Origin of the sequence: Parageobacillus caldoxylosilyticus NBRC 107762, from assembly GCF_000632715.1 — a bacterium.
Classification (GTDB): domain Bacteria; phylum Bacillota; class Bacilli; order Bacillales; family Anoxybacillaceae; genus Saccharococcus; species Saccharococcus caldoxylosilyticus.
The window spans coordinates 38,549-53,156 of sequence record NZ_BAWO01000046.1; the positions used below are offsets into that span (position 1 = coordinate 38,549).

The following is a 14,608-nucleotide window of genomic DNA, read 5'->3' on the forward strand; positions in this document are numbered from 1 at the left end:
CTGTTTTTAATTGTAACAAAAATTCTTTTCAAAGTCAAAAATAAAAATTATATCAATGCATTTTCATTACTGTCAATGCATATTTTTCTACAAAATTCTTCTTTTATGTATATTATGGCGCTTTTATGTAAAAATATGTATCGATTAAAAATAAAAAACCGCCTTTTCATCATGGCGGTTCTAATCACCTGTATCATGAATTAAACGGAAGGGCATTCCCGTACGCAGCACTCCCTTGGTTTCCACCCCTCCAAGTCCTTTTTCTCCGGTTAATGTATTGCGGAGCACATCCCAAACATTGACGGTCTCCATAAAAGGAGTGAAACTAATCCGCGAAACAATATAGACGGGATCGAGCGCATGAATGTTTACTCGTGCCGGGGAGCTGGCAAAGTTGGCACCGGCGCGGATCAGTGATTCAAAGTGGGACTGGCACGCCCCCGCGAAAATAACAAGCTGGTCAAGATGAGGAACTTTTTTGCGCGCTTCCTTTACCGTCTGCACAAAATGTTTCGAATGGCGGTAAGCCTTCAAATCATTTACTTTTCCTTTTGATTTCGAATAGGAATCATGGCCGGTAATGACTAAAATATCCGGGCGAAACTGTTCAATCAGTACACCAACTTTTTCCGGCATTTCGCTTTCCTCACAATACACTCCGTATACCGGCACACCAATCCGTTCGTATAAATCCAAACATTTTCGTAAATATAAAGGGTCACCGTCCAAATGAAGGACGCGCCCCGGAATTTGAAAAAAATCCTTTTCCGTTTGATATCCTCCTGTTGCCCGATATTCAATTTTTTGCTTCATTGCATGGTAATCTTGGCGAAACAGTTTATATGACTGTTCAATCAGCTCGATTTCCTTTTTCTTCCTTTCCTGCTGTTCCCGTTCGTCGATGATGACTAAATCGCTGCATGGAGCATCAGCAATCAGTCTCACATCTTCGCCATATAAAATGGCTTCCCTTTCGTCCCCTTTTTCTTTTATATCGATTACGCGAAACAATAAATCACATTTATATGATTTTCTAGCCACAATATCGCCGATCTTAATGTCCATCACCCATCACTCCATTATGAAATGAATGCCTACTAATAAATACCATATGCATATTCGGACAATAGGTGATAGACATTATTTCATTCCTTGCTGCACGCCAGCTCAAAAACGCATTTAAAGGTTCAATAGGTTGCGTAATACATTGCTTAGTGCGGCGAACTCCTCCATCGTCAACGTTTCCCCGCGACGGCGCGGATCAATGCTCGCGTTAGCTAAGGAGATTTCGATTTGCTCTTTCATCGCCCTTCCGTTTGGCAAATTGTTGACTAAATTGTTTAAAATCGTTTTTCGGCGCTGTGCAAAGCTAGCCCGCACCACTTGAAAGAAAAATGCCTCATCGTTTACCGCTACGGGCGGCTGTTTTCTCTTTATTAATCGAATCACGGCGGAATCGACGTTCGGCTGCGGAATAAACACGGTCCGCGGCACCGTCATGACGACCGCTGCTTCTGTATAATACTGGACTGCAATGGACAATGAGCCATAATCTTTCGTCCCTGGCTTGGCAGCTAGACGGTCGGCTACTTCCTTTTGCAGCATCACCACCATGCCGCGAATCGGCAGGCGGTCGGTCAACAGCTTCATAATAATCGGCGTGGTGACATAGTACGGCAAATTAGCTACCACCATAATATCGGCTACATCTGTAAATTCGTCCGCAATCACTTGATGAATATCTGCTTTTAACACGTCCTGATGAATAATTCGCACATTTCCATACGGAGACAGCGTATCGGCCAAAATCGGCAATAATCGCTGGTCTATTTCAAAGGCGACCACTTTTTTTGCCCGACGCGCCAATTGTTCTGTTAATGCCCCAATTCCTGGACCGATTTCAATCGCTCCTGTTTCAGAGGAAATTTCTGCAGCGTCGACAATTTTCCGTAAAATATTGGTATCAATTAAAAAGTTTTGTCCTAAACTTTTTTTAAAGGAAAACCCGTATTGATCCAAAATTTCCTTTGTACGCCTTGGTGTGGCAATATCTTTATGCATCATTTGTTTCCTCCTGCATCACTTGCTCTAAAGCTGCATAAAACGTTTCCTTGGAGATTTGAAACACTTTCAGCCGCTTATAAAGCTGTTTTCCGTTCGCATAGCCGATTTTTAGCCTTTCCCCCAATCGCTGCCGCCGCTTTTTCGCCAACTCTCCTCCGATTAAGCCGGCAGCGACAAGTTCGTCAAACGTGATCTCTTCCTTCCACTCGGTTGTTTCTTCATATACGTTTGCTAGCGCTTGGCGAATATCTTCCACAGACGCATGTTCAACGCCAATTCCTTTTCCGTCTTTCGCGATGGCCGCTTTCCTTGGCAAAAAAGCATGTTTGCAGCCAGGAACATGCTGGGTAATCGTTTTACGAATTTTTTCCCCTGGAAAATCCGGATCCGTAAAAATAATGACTCCCCGTTTTTCTTTTGCCAACTTAATGCGTTCGATAATTTCTTCGCTGATCGCCGAACCGTTTGTTTCAATCGTATCCGCATCAACAGCGCGCCGAACCGCCGCTGTATCGTCTTTTCCCTCGACAACAATAATTTCCTTAATTCTCATCACCAATGCGCAGAAATCATTTCCTCATTCCGCAATGGGAATAAGTCTTTTTTCCTATTTCTGCAATGCCTCCTTTCCGGTAAAATAATGTTTGGATAGTTTTTCTACTGCTCATGAAACGGTATATTTATTTTTTGCAAAATCAGTGAAACTTTTTTTCGATTTTCTCCGTCTAAATAGGTGAAATATCTTCTTTCATTATAACGAAAAAGCAGAGGGTGAAAAACCCTCCGCCTGCTTTCCCTTTATTGCAGAACCCTTATTTTTACGCGTTTTCTACCCCAATGAATTGCATCGGATTGTTTAGGCAAAAACACATCAATTTCATAACCGTGAATACCTGAACCTGTATCTGCAGCAATAGCATATCCATACCCTTCTACGTATACTTTTGATCCGAGCGGGATAATATTTGGATCAACGGCAATAACTTTTGCAGAAGGGTTTCTACGCAAATTAATTCCCATTCTCGTTGTTCCCGAACAGCCTTCGCAATATGCGGTATAGGCGGTAGCGGTCACATAAAACTCTTTCGCCGCACTATGTTGACCGCGTGATGTCGGACGGTTTTGCACATTGACAGATCGTCTTTCAGCCACTGCAGGCCGTCTTTCAACTACTTTTGTACCAATAGCCACAATGCGGGTTTCGCTTTTTTTAATCGTCTTTGTGGCAATTAATTTACGCGATACTTCTTTTCCGTTTTCCAATACTATTTCATACGTTTTGGCAACAAGCCCTTTTTCTCCAGGTTGGATAACCCGTCGTTCTCCTTTTGGCAATGTGGCGTCTTGTTTCGTGACGACTGCAAATTCCACTGGTTCTTCCACTACATCGGTGACTTTTTTAACTTTTATCACGTTAATGGTCATATTTTCTTTTATACTTTCGTGCAGAGACGGCTCTACTCGATCCAGTTTGTCTAATTGTACCCCTTGTTGTTTCAAAAAGTCAGCGACAGTAGTCGAAGTTGCCCACACTTGTTGCTGTTTACCACCGACATTTAGTCGGACTGGGAATGCCTTCTCCACGTTCACTTCCATTCCCTTTTTAATTTTTGTATTTAGCGCTGGGGCAATTTTGTCGTACTTTCCGATTTTAATATGTTGCGAGTTTAATAGCTCGGCAACGTCCTTTGCAGTCGTCCATATTTCTTGTTCTTTCCCATCTATTGTCAAAGTGACTTTCTTGCTCGCTTCCCAAACGATGTTTAAATCGTCTGTAATTGGCGTATCTAACGATGGATAGACGTAATCTTCTTTCCTTGGCTTAATATTTTGCTCCTCTAATACTTCTTTTACCGTTTTTGCATGAGTACGGATCTCTTGTTTTTTTCCGTTTGCCGTTAGTGTCACATCATCTTTGGCTATTTCGTACCCAGCAAATCCTGTTGTCGCTGAAAAAGCTATAAAACTACTAGCAGTAACAGTGAAGTTTTTCCTCAATGAATCGGAAATTCTCTTCATATTGGGCAACATGATGTAAAACGCCTCCTTCTTTCGCTAATTTCCCCTCTCCCTCTAACATGTACGCATAAACACACTCTATTATGCAGAAAATTCGGTTAAAAGGGAAGGAAGACTTGTCGACATGTTTATCATATGTAACGTCCTAAATTTGTAGAACTTTTTTTTTATTCGATCATGTTTAGACAAGTCTCCTTATCATTTGACAAATGTTTTTAGCGATAAATGCCGAATAATTTTTTCGCATTCTCCGTCGTCGCTTTTGCTACTTCCTCAAAGGAAATACCTTTAATCTCGGCGATCGCTTCCGCTACGTATTTGACGTAGCTCGGTTCATTTCGCTTTCCACGGAAAGGGTGAGGCGTTAAATACGGACAGTCTGTTTCAATCAATAAATGCTCAAGCGGAATTTGCGCCGCTACTTCCTTCGGCTTTTTCGCATTTTTAAACGTTACCGGTCCGCCAAGCGAAATAAAGAAGTTCATATCAATGCATTGTTTCGCCACTTCTACACTTCCGCTAAAACAATGCATAATTCCGCCCACTTCGGCAGCGTTTTCCTCTTTTAAAATTTGTAAAATATCCGCTGTTGCCTCGCGGTTATGAATAATAATCGGCAATTTTACTTTTTTCGCCAAAGCGATCTGTCGCCGAAATACGTCATGTTGTATTTCCTTTGGTGATTTATCCCAATAGTAGTCCAAACCCATTTCTCCTAAGGCCACTACTTTTGGATGAGCTGCTAATTCTTCGATCATCTGTAAATCATCATCCGTCATATCGACCGCATCTACAGGGTGCCAGCCAACCGCAGCATAAATAAAATCATATTGCTCCGCTAGCTCGATCGCCCGTGCAATCGTAGGGCGGTCAAAACCGACGACGACAATATGAGAAACTCCTTCGTTAAGAGCACGGTCAATTACTTCTTGCAAATCCTCGTTATATTGAATCGCATTTAAATGCGCATGGGTGTCAAAGAGCATAACAGTAAACCCCTTTTCTACCTTGTTGTTAAGTGTAACATAGAAATCCATTACATATATCACAGGCTGTTAACATTTTTATTACAAAATGACAACAAAGAGGTGTCGTGTACCGATGAACACCACACCTCTTATGTTTACCATTATTTTATTTTTGTCCCATTCGGAACATTTTTATCAACGGTAGCAACAGACAGCACTCCGTTTTCTTCCCCGGCAAGAATCATACCTTGAGACAATTCGCCGCGCAATTTTACTGGTTTTAAATTCGTTACACAGATGACTTTTTTGCCAACCAGTTCTTCTGGTTTGTAAAATTGCGCAATTCCCGAGACGACCTGACGTTTTTCATCGCCAAGGTCAAGCTGCAGCTTTAGCAGCTTATCGGCGTTTTTCACCGGCTCCGCGTGCACCACTTCGGCAACGCGCAAATCGACTTTTGCAAAATCGTCGATCGTGATCTCTTCCGCTTTTGGTGCTTGCTGTTCCTCCTTCTGCTTTGCCGGCGCGCCGCCTTGCATATGCGCTTTAATATATTCCACTTCTTTTTCAATGTCTAACCGTGGAAATAGCGGTTCACCTTTTGTTACTTTCGTGCCTTCTTTGATGAGGCCGAACTCGTATAAGCTGTCCCATTGTTTTAATGGTTCATCAACAATGCCAAGCTGCTTGAAAATTTTTTCCGGCGTACGCGTTAAAAACGGCTGCAACAAAATAGCCACATGGCGAAGCGATTCCGCTAAATGGGCCATTACCGACGCCAGCTGTTCTTTTTTGCTTTCATCTTTTGCGAGCACCCAAGGCTGCGTTTCATCAATATATTTGTTAGTCCGGTTAATCAGTTGCCATACAGATGCAAGCGCCACCGAAAATTCCATTTTTTCCATCGCTTCTTCATATTGCTTCACTACTTCTTTTGCCGTTTCAACAAGATCGTTGTCAAATGCTGTTTTCGCGCCGCGATATGGTGGAATAATGCCATCAAAATATTTTTCCACCATCGCTACCGTGCGATGTAACAAGTTGCCTAAGTCGTTTGCTAAGTCATAATTAATGCGTTCGACAAACCCTTCTGGAGTAAACACGCCGTCAGAACCAAACGGAACTTCACGAAGCAAATAGTAACGAAGCGCGTCTAACCCATAGCGGTCAATTAATGTAACAGGGTCCACGACGTTTCCTTTCGATTTCGACATTTTGCCGTCTTTCATTAACAGCCAACCGTGCGCGAACACTTTTTTCGGCAGCGGCAAATCGAGCGCCATTAACATAATTGGCCAATAAATCGTATGGAAGCGGACGATTTCTTTTCCGACTAAATGGACATCCGCCGGCCAGTATTTGCGAAACTTCTCATCGTTATCAGTGCCGTAACCTAACGCCGTAATATAGTTCGTAAGCGCGTCAATCCATACATAAATAACGTGCTTCGGATCGCCCGGAACTTTAATGCCCCAGTCAAACGTTGTACGAGAAACCGCCAAATCCTCAAGCCCTGGTTTAATAAAGTTGTTAATCATTTCATTTTTGCGCGACTCCGGCTGGATGAACTCCGGATTTTCTTCATAGTATTGCAAAAGGCGATCGACATATTTGCTCATTCTAAAGAAATACGATTCTTCTTTTACTTTCTCTACCGGACGACCGCAGTCCGGGCAGTTTCCATCAACGAGCTGCCGTTCAGTATAAAATGATTCGCATGGTGTGCAATACCATCCTTCGTATTCACCTAAATAAATATCACCTTGTTCGACAAGACGCGCAAAAATTTTTTCTACTACTTTTTTATGGCGTTCTTGTGTCGTACGGATGAAGTCATCATAAGAAATATCGAGCTTTTTCCACAATTCTTGAATGCCTTCGACAATTTCGTCGACATATTGTTGCGGTGTTACTCCTTTTTCTTCCGCTTTGCGCTGAATTTTTTGCCCATGCTCGTCCGTTCCGGTTAAATACATGACATCATAACCGCGCAGGCGTTTATAGCGCGCCATCGCGTCCCCCGCTACGGTCGTATAGGCGTGGCCAATATGCAAGTTTCCGCTCGGATAATAAATCGGGGTCGTAAGATAAAACGTCTTTTTCTCCATCTTCATACCTCCCTATTCTGTTAGAACAAAAGCCCCCGCCCGACGGACGAGAGCGATGTTACTTCTATTTTACATAATTTTTTCATTCTACAAAAACATCTATTTCTCCTGTGGAAAAAAAATATACATCAGGCATATAAAATTACGTCATATTTCGATCAAAACGGGCGAATTAATTATAGGAGGATAAGTATAAATAAAATAGCGATTATACTGCCTAGCAGACGGACCATGCAACTTGGCGTTTTTTCATAAGACAAAAATGGAATGCCAATGGTGTACGTCTATCTTTTTCAAAATAATAATATACATTTTTTTTAAATTTTACATATAAAAGGATTGACGTATAATGGAAACGCTGATATGATTAGGATGTAGGAAATTTGTCGAATATTGACGAATAAATCCTAGTGAAATAAAAAACTATTTTTATGGAGAGGGGAAGCGTTCCATGAAATCAACAGGCATTGTCCGTAAAGTTGATGAGTTAGGCCGTGTCGTAATTCCGATTGAATTACGTCGTACGTTAGATATTGCTGAAAAAGACGCATTGGAAATCTATGTAGACGACGACCGCATCATTTTGAAAAAATATAAGCCAAACATGACATGTGTCGTCACTGGCGAAGTTTCTGATGACAATTTCAAATTAGCCGGCGGTAAAATTATTTTAAGCCGTGAAGGCGCGGAAATTCTTTTAAAAGAAATCCAAGAACATCTGCAACAATCGGCTACCAATAACGATAAATAAAAGAGTTTCTCTAGCTTCTGAGAAACTCCTTTTTTTTACTCGTTATGATACTTCTGATAGACATCGCGTTTCGACATATTTCGATCTTTTGCTGTCTGTTTAATCGCCTCTTTTGTCGAAAGTCGTTTTTCCTTTATATAATATTCTACATGCTCTACTAATGTCAGCGAATGCCACCATGTTTCTTTCTCTTCATTCACTTCCTGTGCCCCTTCAATAATCAAACAAAATTCCCCGCGGATTTCATTCGTTTCCGCCCATTCCACCGCCTCGCTCAAATTGCCGCGAATGAACTCTTCAAACCGTTTCGTCAGCTCACGACAGATGACGGCGCGGCGCTCGCCAAACACTTCATACATCATAGCCAGTGTTTCTTTTAGGCGATGGGGGGCTTCATAAAAAACCATCGTTTCGCGAACCGTTTTTAATGATTCCAACTGCCGTTTTTTTTCTTTCTTCGTTCGCTCGAGAAAGCCGAAAAAATAAAAGTGATCGGTCGGCAGCCCCGACGCAACCAGCGCGGTTAAGGCTGCGTTGGCGCCGGGAAGCGGAACGACGGTGCATCGCTCTTTGAGCGCAGACACAATCAGTTCATGTCCCGGGTCGGAAATTCCCGGCATTCCCGCATCGCTGACAAGCGCTACCGATTTTCCTTCTTTCAGCCGCTCGATAATTTGCGGTCCGCTCGTGTATTTATTATGTTCATGGTAACTCATCACTGGCGTGTGAATGTCAAAATAATTGAGCAGCTTTTTCGTTTGCCGCGTATCTTCCGCCGCGATCATATCCGCTTCTTTCAAAACCTGCACCGCCCGAAACGTCATATCTTCGAGATTGCCGATTGGCGTTGGGACAATGTACAATGTTCCCTTATCTTTATGCTCTGTAAAGCTTTTTTGCTGCCAAAGCATGTTCTTCTGCTCCTTTATGATGGGATAATACCGTATAATATTTGCTTCACTTCATCGGTATATTCATTATTGTCATTATACACCACCAGTGGCGGCAACACTTTCAAATCCGGATTTCCATCTTTGATTCCTTCTACCAAAATCGTATTGGCCTCTTTTCCCATTTTCGGATAGACAAAGCGCAGCCGTTTCGGCTCTAACCGGTGCTCACGCATCAAGGTGATCAAATCAAGGAGACGCCCTGGGCGGTGCACAAACGCTGCTTTTCCGCCTTGCTTTAACAGCTGGCTGCTTACGCGAATCACATCTTCAAGCGTACAATAAATTTCGTGACGGGCGACGGCCAAATGAATATTTTTGTTCATTTCCTCCTTGCTGACTGTCGGAAAGTAAGGAGGATTGCACGTCACCACGTCATATTTGCTATATCCTAACTGTTTAGGCGCTTCTTTAATATCGCCGTGAATAATTTCTATCTGTTTTTCCAAGCCATTATATTGCACACTCCTCTTTGCCATATCGCAAAGCCGTTCCTGAATTTCAATGCCGATAATTTTTCCTTTTGTTCTCCTGCTTAACAATAGCGGAATAACACCGTTTCCCGTACATAAATCGACAATGTTTCCCTTTTGAATCGGCATATAGGCGAACTTGGCCAGCAGCACCGCATCGAGCGAAAAGGAAAACACCGACGGGCTTTGAATAATGCGGATCTCTTCGTTTAAAAGATAATCCAGCCTCTCATCTTCATATAATTCGACCATCATCCATCCTCCCTACGTTCAAAAAAATAACCTCTCCGAAAATGGAAAGGCTACAACCTATACTTATTTTTTGTTTAAAAAGGATAAGCAAAACAGACAATCTCCTTCCTTTCGGACGCTTCCATAATGGACATGACAAATATGAAACCCTTCCTGGTAAAGACGCGCTAAATTATCATACCCTTCGCCGATATCAATCAGTTTGCGCTCATGGCCATGCCTATGATCTTTGCGCTTTTCCTCCGTCCATTCATTAGCCATTTGCTCAAGCCGCCGGCGCAAATGCGCATTTTCAATTTGTAAATGGTGATTTTCCTCAAGCAGTTGCGATACATACTCCTTTAATTGCACAAGCTGGCGGTATAAATGGCTAAGTTGTTCTTCCATGCTTGTTACAGATTGAAAAATCTCTTTCTTATCCACATTGCCCACCCCAATTAATCTGCGGCTCGAATTGGCAGAGTTCCGTCTTTCATCAATTCATCAAGCGTATATTCCACGACTCGTCCATGTTCGGACAGCTCTACTTGTAATACCCGTTCCAAAATATTTAATCCAATCACTTTGCCAAGACCGTGCGGAGTTTCCACAAATTCGCCTAAATCAGGGAGCTGTTCTTTTGCTGTTTCATACTCCTCATTTTCGTATTTCAAACAGCACATCAAGCGACCGCAAAGACCAGAAATTTTGGTCGGATTGAGCGATAAATTTTGATCCTTTGCCATTTTAATGGAGACGGGATCAAAATCGCCTAAAAACGTGGAACAGCACAGCATTCTTCCGCACGGACCGATTCCGCCCAGCATTTTTGCTTCATCGCGCACGCCAATTTGCCGTAGCTCAATGCGCGTGCGGAAAATAGCTGCTAAATCCTTTACAAGCTCGCGGAAATCCACACGCCCGTCTGCGGTAAAATAGAAAATCACTTTATTGCGGTCAAATGTATATTCCACATCAACTAGCTTCATTTCCAATCCGTGCTCTTCCACTTTTTTCAGACAAATATCATACGCTTCGCGCGCCGCTTTTTTATTTTCTTCGACAATCCATTTATCTTTCGCATCGGCGATGCGGATCACTTTTTTCAGCGGCAGCACAATATCGTTTTCATCGACTTGCTTATTGCTGATCACTACTTTTCCATATTCAATCCCGCGCACGGTTTCTACAATAACAAACTCCCCGGCAGGAATAATTAACTCCCCAGGGTCAAAATAATAAATCTTTCCTGCTTTTTTAAAACGAACACCGACGACATTATACAAACGCTTTTCCCTCCTTTAAATCAAGAATGAGTTGCTCCATTAAAAGCGGTACGCTCATATTCGTTGTATTTAAACGTGCTTTCGCCTGTAAAATGATTTCCATGCTTTGGACGATCTGCCGCTGGGAGCAAGCGAGCGCCCATTGCTGCAAATCGTCGATCTTATCCCGATACACAACATAATCCGGTTGCCCTAATTGTATATGCAACATATCTTTATATATATATAAAAGCAAATCCAGCCCTAAATCAATTTGCTGCTTTTCCTGAAAGTGCGGAACCCATTGATCATGAAGGAAAAAAAGAGCCTGCAAATCGTTTTTCTTTAACATTTCATATAATTGTAACACTATTTTTCGCGCTTGCGCAAACCAACTATCTCGGCTTAATTCAAGCGCTTCTTCATAATTGTTTGTCACATGGGCAGCAAGAAAAGCCATATGAGGCGGAATTTGCTGCTCTATTAAATCATTGGCAAGCAAAGCAGGCGGCAGTGGTTGAAACGAAAAAACTTGACAGCGGGAAACAATTGTTTCCAATATGCGATGGTATTGCTCTGTCAGCAAAATCGCCACCGTTCCCGGACGGGGTTCTTCTAAAAATTTCAGCAAGCTGTTCGCTGCACTCGTGGTCATTTGATCAGCGTGTTCAATAATATATAGTTTTTTATCGGCCTCCATTGCCGTTTTCGTAAATTCCTGCTGCAGCAGTTCAATTTGTTCTTTTTTAATCGATTGTCCATCCGGCGCAATAACATGAACATCCGGATGGTTTCCCGAATCGATGCGGCGGCAGTTTCGGCATTCATTACAAGGTTTTATTCCCAACGGATGCAAGCAAAACAAACTTTTCGCCAGCAAAAGGCTTGCCGCTTTTTTCCCGGTTCCGCGCTGCCCTTCAAATAAGTAAGCATGGGAAACTCTTCCTTTTTCAAGACTTTTGGTGAGCATCTTTACTACGACAGGCTGGTATTGCTCAAGCTGTTCCCACTGCATCGTCATCGTCATCACTCGCTTATTTCCTTTATCATTATTCTACCATGTCCTGTTCTTCCTATCATGTTTTGTTTCATGGAAATACCGCTGCTATCTTCCTTCTATTTGCTTCATTACCGCCGTTACGGTCATGGCAAATACTTCATCAACCGGCTTGGAAGCATCAATAGTAACAATCCGCTCAGAAAACCGTTCGGCCAGCTTTAAATATCCTTCCCGTACCTTATAATGAAAGGACAAGCTTTCCATATCGAGCCGGTTTATTTCTCGCTGCTTATTTTTTTGAATTCTCTCCAGCCCCATTTTCGGATCAATATCAAAATAAATGGTTAGTGATGGAAAATATCCATCAATCGCGAATTGATTGATTTGCAATACTTCGTCCACACCCAATCCTCTAGCAAACCCTTGATACACTAAAGAACTGTCAACAAACCGGTCGCACAACACAATGTTACCAGCCTCGACGGCTGGAATAATTTTTTCTAAAAGATGCTGCCTTCTCGCCGCAGCATAAAGCAGTGCTTCAGTACGTCCATCCATTTCTGTATGATCTGGATTTAGAATAATCGAGCGGATGGCCTCCGCAATGCGCACGCCCCCCGGTTCTCTTGTCGACAGTACGGCAAATCCTTTTTCCCGTAAAAATGTTTCTAGCTTCGCAATCATCGTCGTTTTTCCTGCGCCATCAGGTCCTTCGAACGAAAAAAAGCATCCTTTCATACGCTACATCTCCCTTATTTTATAAGATCATACACTTCTATTTGCTGAGTAGATAAATATCTTCCGCCTTGAAAGCGTGCATGGCAACGTTTTAGCTGTTCGATTTGTTCGATATGTTCCTTGCAAATTCGTTCCCCTATCCATAACAGAGGCACCCCGGGCGGATAAGGTATAATCGTTTCCGCGGCAATATATCCTTCCGCTCTCTTTAAATCTACTACTTTTTTCGGCAACGTTTGCAATTCCTTATACGAGATCGCATCCGTAGATGGCAAAAACGAGAAAGAATGAAACGAATATAGCAACTGCTCACTATAACGCAAGCCGCGAAACGCCTGTTGTATTTTTTCCACCACTTGCTCCATCTGTTCAATCACAGCAAGCGGATAGATAAGCAAAACGTTAAACGGATCGGCTAGCTCGGCAAAAATTCCTTCGCGCTCTAGCAACTGCTGCAACTCATAGCCTGATAATTCGCTCCGTGTTTGCAGCGTAATTTTCAACAAATCGGTCTGTACAAGCGGCTGGTGCGAATGCACGATGGCAATTCCTTCAATCGTTGCTAAAGCATCTTTAAACTCTCTGATTTGTTCAGCCACCTTTTTGACATCGTTTTTTGTCAAACAAGCGACATAGCTTCTCGCTAAATCCAGCGATGCCATAATCGGATAAGATGGGCTGCTCGATTGAAATACTTGCAAAAAATATTTCAGTTTTTCTTTATCGACCAATGAACTATTGAAATGTAAATACGAACCCATTGTCATAGCCGGCAGCGTTTTATGAGCTGACTGAACAACTACATCCGCTCCGCACGCGACCGCTGTTTTCGGAAAAGGCTGGCCGAGAATAAAATGGGCGCCGTGCGCTTCATCGACAAGTACGGGAATGCCGTAGCGATGCGCGAGATGAACTACTTCTGTAAGATCAACGGCCATGCCGTAATAATTGGGATTGGTTAATACTAGCGCCGCGGCATCTGGATGAAGTTCGAGCGCCTTTTTTATCGTGTCATAGGCCACATAAGAAGCAACACGAACGTCTTCATCAAATTCAGGAGAAAGAAAAATAGGAGTGGCCCCTGCTAACTGAAGCGCATGCATCACCGACTTATGGCAATTGCGCTGTACAATGACTTTCTTTTTTTCCCCACAAACAGCAAAAATCATCGCCAAGTTTCCAGTTGTAGAACCGTTCACAAGAAAAAATGTCTCTTCTACATTATACAGTTTTGCCGCTAGCAACTGTGCCTCGGCAATAACCGATTCCGGATGGTGTAAATCATCTAATCCGGTTAACTCCGTAGCATCCAGTTTTAATAATGGTTCGTAATCATTTCTTGCGTTTGCCGGAAATACAAAACCGTATTTATGACCTGGCACATGAAAGGAAAACGGATGGATGGCATCATGACGTTTTAGAGCGGTATATAAAGGGGTTTTCCCTTGATCCATGAACAACCCTCTTTTCTTTCCAAGGTCATTTTTTAATTGCTGTGCATCAATAACAAAATATATATTAACATTAACGAACCGCCTTGAATAGAAGCAGGCAAAACGAAATGATTTTCCGATTGATTCATAGCAAACGGACACGACGGCATAATAAAAACAGGCCCCATATCAATAGGACCTCATGAATATATTTCAGAAGATATAATTTTCTTTAATTGTTTTACGTAAAATCTATATTTCGGATCGGCTGTATCAGTTTGAACCATTGCTTTTTCACAGTCTAGACAAAGAAATCGGCCAAGAATGTGAATACCTTCTTGTTTTGACTGCTCACAAACGATACATACCTTTTCCATATCATCTTTGCTAGTAATGGATGTCCCCACCTTCTCCACCTCCCACCCATTATTTTCCCCACATTAATAAGTTTCTATACTAATAGATCATTATATGCATTTGGAAAGTTATAACATGATGGGAAACCCCATATGTCTTTCCGGCCGTTTGAGTTTAATAGGGATGAAAAATAAAAACAGCTGATTAAGCGTTACGCCTAATCAGCTGTTCCAGCAACAATTGCCTAGCAA

15 protein-coding genes are annotated in these 14,608 nt (G+C 42.4%); 1 reads left to right on the forward strand and 14 read right to left on the reverse strand.

Annotated elements, in window-relative coordinates:
- Positions 1–180: 180 nt before the first annotated feature.
- From yabG to metG, 6 genes are all read right to left on the reverse strand, one after another.
- Positions 181–1,065, reverse strand: coding sequence for a sporulation peptidase YabG (yabG, locus tag GCA01S_RS12450; RefSeq protein WP_017434467.1), 885 nt, complete (start codon positions 1,063–1,065; stop codon positions 181–183).
- A gap of 114 nt (positions 1,066–1,179) precedes the next feature.
- The gene (rsmA, locus tag GCA01S_RS12455; protein WP_042410433.1) at positions 1,180–2,061 is read right to left on the reverse strand and encodes a 16S rRNA (adenine(1518)-N(6)/adenine(1519)-N(6))-dimethyltransferase RsmA; all 882 of its coding nucleotides are present in this window, start codon (positions 2,059–2,061) and stop codon (positions 1,180–1,182) included.
- On the reverse strand, positions 2,054–2,617 hold the full coding sequence (gene rnmV, locus GCA01S_RS12460) for a ribonuclease M5 (protein ID WP_026078397.1): 564 nt from the start codon (positions 2,615–2,617) through the stop codon (positions 2,054–2,056). The genes rsmA and rnmV overlap by 8 nt, the downstream gene beginning before the upstream one ends.
- Before the next feature lie 245 nt (positions 2,618–2,862).
- A complete protein-coding gene (locus GCA01S_RS12465; protein WP_042410419.1) occupies positions 2,863–4,095 on the reverse strand; it encodes a G5 and 3D domain-containing protein in 1,233 nt (410 codons plus the stop codon).
- Between the two features lie 203 nt (positions 4,096–4,298).
- Positions 4,299–5,069, reverse strand: a complete 771-nt coding sequence (locus GCA01S_RS12470; RefSeq protein ID WP_042410421.1) for a TatD family hydrolase — start codon at positions 5,067–5,069, stop codon at positions 4,299–4,301.
- A 143-nt stretch (positions 5,070–5,212) separates the two neighbouring features.
- Complete coding sequence (gene metG, locus GCA01S_RS12475; RefSeq protein WP_042410423.1) at positions 5,213–7,159, reverse strand: methionine--tRNA ligase; 1,947 nt, start codon at positions 7,157–7,159, stop codon at positions 5,213–5,215.
- A gap of 451 nt (positions 7,160–7,610) precedes the next feature.
- Here metG and GCA01S_RS12480 point away from each other — a divergent pair, with 451 nt between their 5' ends.
- The gene (locus GCA01S_RS12480) at positions 7,611–7,910 is read left to right on the forward strand and encodes an AbrB/MazE/SpoVT family DNA-binding domain-containing protein (protein WP_017434461.1); all 300 of its coding nucleotides are present in this window, start codon (positions 7,611–7,613) and stop codon (positions 7,908–7,910) included.
- Between the two features lie 35 nt (positions 7,911–7,945).
- On the opposite strand, the gene rsmI is transcribed toward GCA01S_RS12480, so the two are convergent.
- The 8 genes from rsmI to GCA01S_RS12520 all read right to left on the reverse strand — a co-directional run bounded on the left by rsmI (position 7,946) and on the right by GCA01S_RS12520 (position 14,407).
- Positions 7,946–8,821 carry a 16S rRNA (cytidine(1402)-2'-O)-methyltransferase gene (gene rsmI / locus GCA01S_RS12485; protein ID WP_042410424.1) on the reverse strand — a complete coding sequence of 292 codons (876 nt, stop codon included), beginning with the start codon at positions 8,819–8,821 and terminating at the stop codon, positions 7,946–7,948.
- Between the two features lie 14 nt (positions 8,822–8,835).
- The gene (locus GCA01S_RS12490; RefSeq protein ID WP_017434459.1) at positions 8,836–9,585 is read right to left on the reverse strand and encodes a tRNA1(Val) (adenine(37)-N6)-methyltransferase; all 750 of its coding nucleotides are present in this window, start codon (positions 9,583–9,585) and stop codon (positions 8,836–8,838) included.
- Positions 9,586–9,648: 63 nt separating this feature from the next.
- On the reverse strand, positions 9,649–10,008 hold the full coding sequence (yabA, locus tag GCA01S_RS12495) for a DNA replication initiation control protein YabA (RefSeq protein ID WP_017434458.1): 360 nt from the start codon (positions 10,006–10,008) through the stop codon (positions 9,649–9,651).
- A 14-nt stretch (positions 10,009–10,022) separates the two neighbouring features.
- The gene (locus tag GCA01S_RS12500) at positions 10,023–10,850 is read right to left on the reverse strand and encodes a PSP1 domain-containing protein (RefSeq protein WP_017434457.1); all 828 of its coding nucleotides are present in this window, start codon (positions 10,848–10,850) and stop codon (positions 10,023–10,025) included.
- On the reverse strand, positions 10,843–11,850 hold the full coding sequence (holB, locus tag GCA01S_RS12505) for a DNA polymerase III subunit delta' (protein WP_026078396.1): 1,008 nt from the start codon (positions 11,848–11,850) through the stop codon (positions 10,843–10,845). Before holB ends, GCA01S_RS12500 begins: the two co-directional genes overlap by 8 nt.
- 84 nt (positions 11,851–11,934) lie before the next feature.
- Positions 11,935–12,567 (reverse strand): dTMP kinase, encoded by a 633-nt coding sequence (tmk, locus tag GCA01S_RS12510; protein ID WP_017434455.1) that lies wholly within the window; start codon positions 12,565–12,567, stop codon positions 11,935–11,937.
- Between the two features lie 14 nt (positions 12,568–12,581).
- A complete protein-coding gene (locus GCA01S_RS12515; RefSeq protein WP_042410427.1) occupies positions 12,582–14,021 on the reverse strand; it encodes an aminotransferase class I/II-fold pyridoxal phosphate-dependent enzyme in 1,440 nt (479 codons plus the stop codon).
- Between the two features lie 179 nt (positions 14,022–14,200).
- Positions 14,201–14,407 carry a sigma factor G inhibitor Gin gene (locus GCA01S_RS12520; RefSeq protein ID WP_042410430.1) on the reverse strand — a complete coding sequence of 69 codons (207 nt, stop codon included), beginning with the start codon at positions 14,405–14,407 and terminating at the stop codon, positions 14,201–14,203.
- Positions 14,408–14,608: the final 201 nt, after the last annotated feature.

Excerpts from the sequence above, each read along its gene's own strand:
- GCA01S_RS12490 (WP_017434459.1), bottom strand. The coding sequence starts at position 9,585 with ATGGTCGAATTATATGAAGATGAGAGGCTGGATTATCTTTTAAACGAA.
- yabG (WP_017434467.1), bottom strand. The coding sequence starts at position 1,065 with ATGGACATTAAGATCGGCGATATTGTGGCTAGAAAATCATATAAATGT.
- metG (WP_042410423.1), bottom strand. The coding sequence starts at position 7,159 with ATGGAGAAAAAGACGTTTTATCTTACGACCCCGATTTATTATCCGAGC.
- GCA01S_RS12515 (WP_042410427.1), bottom strand. The coding sequence starts at position 14,021 with ATGGATCAAGGGAAAACCCCTTTATATACCGCTCTAAAACGTCATGAT.
- rnmV (WP_026078397.1), bottom strand. The coding sequence starts at position 2,617 with ATGAGAATTAAGGAAATTATTGTTGTCGAGGGAAAAGACGATACAGCG.
- GCA01S_RS12480 (WP_017434461.1), top strand. The coding sequence starts at position 7,611 with ATGAAATCAACAGGCATTGTCCGTAAAGTTGATGAGTTAGGCCGTGTC.
- rsmA (WP_042410433.1), bottom strand. The coding sequence starts at position 2,061 with ATGCATAAAGATATTGCCACACCAAGGCGTACAAAGGAAATTTTGGAT.
- holB (WP_026078396.1), bottom strand. The coding sequence starts at position 11,850 with ATGACGATGCAGTGGGAACAGCTTGAGCAATACCAGCCTGTCGTAGTA.
- rsmI (WP_042410424.1), bottom strand. The coding sequence starts at position 8,821 with ATGCTTTGGCAGCAAAAAAGCTTTACAGAGCATAAAGATAAGGGAACA.
- tmk (WP_017434455.1), bottom strand. The coding sequence starts at position 12,567 with ATGAAAGGATGCTTTTTTTCGTTCGAAGGACCTGATGGCGCAGGAAAA.
- GCA01S_RS12465 (WP_042410419.1), bottom strand. The coding sequence starts at position 4,095 with ATGTTGCCCAATATGAAGAGAATTTCCGATTCATTGAGGAAAAACTTC.
- GCA01S_RS12470 (WP_042410421.1), bottom strand. The coding sequence starts at position 5,069 with ATGCTCTTTGACACCCATGCGCATTTAAATGCGATTCAATATAACGAG.